At 38.7% G+C, this 2,336-nt stretch carries 2 protein-coding genes; one reads left to right on the forward strand and one right to left on the reverse strand.

From position 1 onward, the window contains the following. Nucleotides 1-90: 90 nt before the first annotated feature. A complete protein-coding gene (gene rlmD / locus T323_RS0115755; protein ID WP_026674118.1) occupies nucleotides 91-1,485 on the reverse strand; it encodes a 23S rRNA (uracil(1939)-C(5))-methyltransferase RlmD in 1,395 nt (464 codons plus the stop codon). 134 nt (nucleotides 1,486-1,619) lie between these two features. Here rlmD and T323_RS0115760 point away from each other — a divergent pair, with 134 nt between their 5' ends. Beyond that, complete coding sequence (locus T323_RS0115760) at nucleotides 1,620-1,982, forward strand: GAF domain-containing protein (RefSeq protein WP_026674119.1); 363 nt, start codon at nucleotides 1,620-1,622, stop codon at nucleotides 1,980-1,982. Nucleotides 1,983-2,336 lie beyond the last annotated feature (354 nt).

A 2,336-nucleotide genomic window follows, 5' to 3' on the forward strand; every position in this document is an offset into this window, starting at 1 on the left:
GATTGCCCTGATTTTTTACGAAAACTTCCCTCTTCCTTTTTAACGAAAATCGGAAATGTTTATTATTTTTCGGAAGAGAGAATTAGTGGGTCACAATTTCAACTCTATCAACGCGACTGTCTCAACGTGACTTGTATGCGGAAACATATCCACCGGCTGCAATGATTTAATCTCAAATCCCGCTTTCATCAACCTGTCACAGTCTTTTGCCAATGTGGATGGGTTACAGGATACATACACAAATCGTTTTGGTTTCACCTTTATAATTGTTTTTAATAATTGCTCATCACAGCCTGTTCTCGGTGGATCAACAACAATGACATCTGGTTTCCATCCTTCTTTCACCCATTTCGGTAACCATTCTTCTGCTTTACCGACGACATATGTCGCATTGTCATAACCATGTTTTTTGGCATTATTGTTGGCATCATCAATGGATTCTTTTATAACATCCATTCCTCTAATTTCACCAGCATCCTTGGCTAGCCATAATCCAATTGAACCAACACCACAATATGCGTCAACCACTTTTTCTTTTCCTGTTAGTTCGGCTGCATTTTTGACTTCATCATATAACTTCACGGTTTGTATCGGATTCAACTGAAAAAATGCTCGGGCAGATAACTCAAAGTTTAAGTCTCCCAACGTTTCTTGAATCACTTCTTCACCATGTAGATGGACCGTTTCTTTTCCGAATATAAGTGATGTTTTTTCTCCGTTAATGTTTTGTAATATCGAAATGACTTGTGGAAGTCGTTTTTTTATTTCTTCTAATAGTAACTCTTTTTTTGGAATGTCTTTTTGTGACGTAATCAAGACAAGTTGGACATCACCGGTATTGAAACCAACACGAGTCACGATCGTTCGGATGACACCTTTTCGCTTTCGCTCGTTATAAATTGAAATGTTTAAGTCTTGTAATATTCGTTTGACTGTTTGTGTAACTATATTTGTTTCTTTATGCTGGACCATACAATCTGATATATCGATTAAATTGTGAGAGTTCAATCCATATAAGCCTGCAAGTACTTTCTCTTTTTGTTTTCCTACTTGGAGTTGGCTTTTGTTGCGATAGTTCCACGGGTCTTCCATTCCAATTGTGTCCTGTAATGGGAGCTTGTCTCCACTTAGTTTTGTATGACGTTCAAAGGCTTGACGGACAATATCTTTTTTTTCTCGTAACTGAGCTTCATACGATAAATGCTGTAGTTGACAGCCGCCACATTCTTTATAGATGGGACATGGTGGGGCGACGCGGTCAGTTGATTTTTTGCGAATCTTTTTTATTTTTGCTTCTGCAAATTTAGGGTGGACGTTGGTGACTTCAGCGACAACTTCTTCTCCTGGCAGAGCACCTGGAACAAAGACAACAGTTCGTTTGAAATAACCGACACCTTCTCCATTAATGCCAAGTCGCTTTATCGTAAGGGGGAAATTTTGTCCTTTTTCTATTATAGCTTGGGGTCTTGCTTTGTTTTGTTTCATGACGTTCCTCCGTGTCGTTTCATTGGTTCTTTATTATATCATGTACGTTTCGAAACTTCCTAAACTTACTAGCGACTTTTTCGGGTTATCTTTGTTAAAATAGAAACAGTAAAAAGGAGTAGAGGAGAGATTTCATGTCTATCGCAACCGACGTAGCATCGTTACAAATCATGGCTCATGTGTATAAGAAGGCAGGATTACAATCAATCTTTGAAAAAACAGTAGAAAGTCTAGTAGAACATGTTCCTTACATTGATTGGGCTGGCATTTATGTACTTGAGGATGCTCATAGCAAATTGGTCGCTGCATCAGACTTTGATGATCATCTAGAATGGGAATCCAATGGACGTTTGAAATTCCCTATCAAAAATTCTGCAGGTGTTCAAATTGGTTTATTAATCGTGAAAAGCAAACAACCTATCGCTTTTGACATTACAGATGTTAGTACATTAGAAACGATCGCTGAAGCTATCGGCCAAGAAAGTTTAGCAAATTAATAAGAACCAAACCCCTATCTGCATGTGGATAGGGGTTCTTGTTTTCTTATCGGACATGTGTTCCGCTATTTGCTCATAAAGTGAGCCTTTTTCATTTCTTATGGACATCAGTTCCGCTATTTAACCAAAGTGGTGACAAAATCACCTGACTTTGTGAAAGTAACGGAACCAATGTCCGATACGATCGTGAAAACGTTGATTTAGCATCGTTTAGCGGAACAGATGTCCGTTAGAGTTGGCGCCACCTTAATCCCGAACCGAAAAGAGGCTGGGACATAACTAGCCAGAAATAATTGAAAAAGGTTCCGAACATCCAAAGATGATGTTCGGAACCTTTTTAGTTGGAGCGTTAGA

The sequence above is a fragment of the Alkalihalobacillus bogoriensis ATCC BAA-922 genome, from assembly GCF_000621445.1.
In the GTDB taxonomy this organism is placed as follows: domain Bacteria; phylum Bacillota; class Bacilli; order Bacillales; family Bacillaceae_F; genus Bacillus_AO; species Bacillus_AO bogoriense.

Excerpts from the sequence above, each read along its gene's own strand:
- rlmD (WP_026674118.1), bottom strand. The coding sequence starts at position 1,485 with ATGAAACAAAACAAAGCAAGACCCCAAGCTATAATAGAAAAAGGACAA.
- T323_RS0115760 (WP_026674119.1), top strand. The coding sequence starts at position 1,620 with ATGTCTATCGCAACCGACGTAGCATCGTTACAAATCATGGCTCATGTG.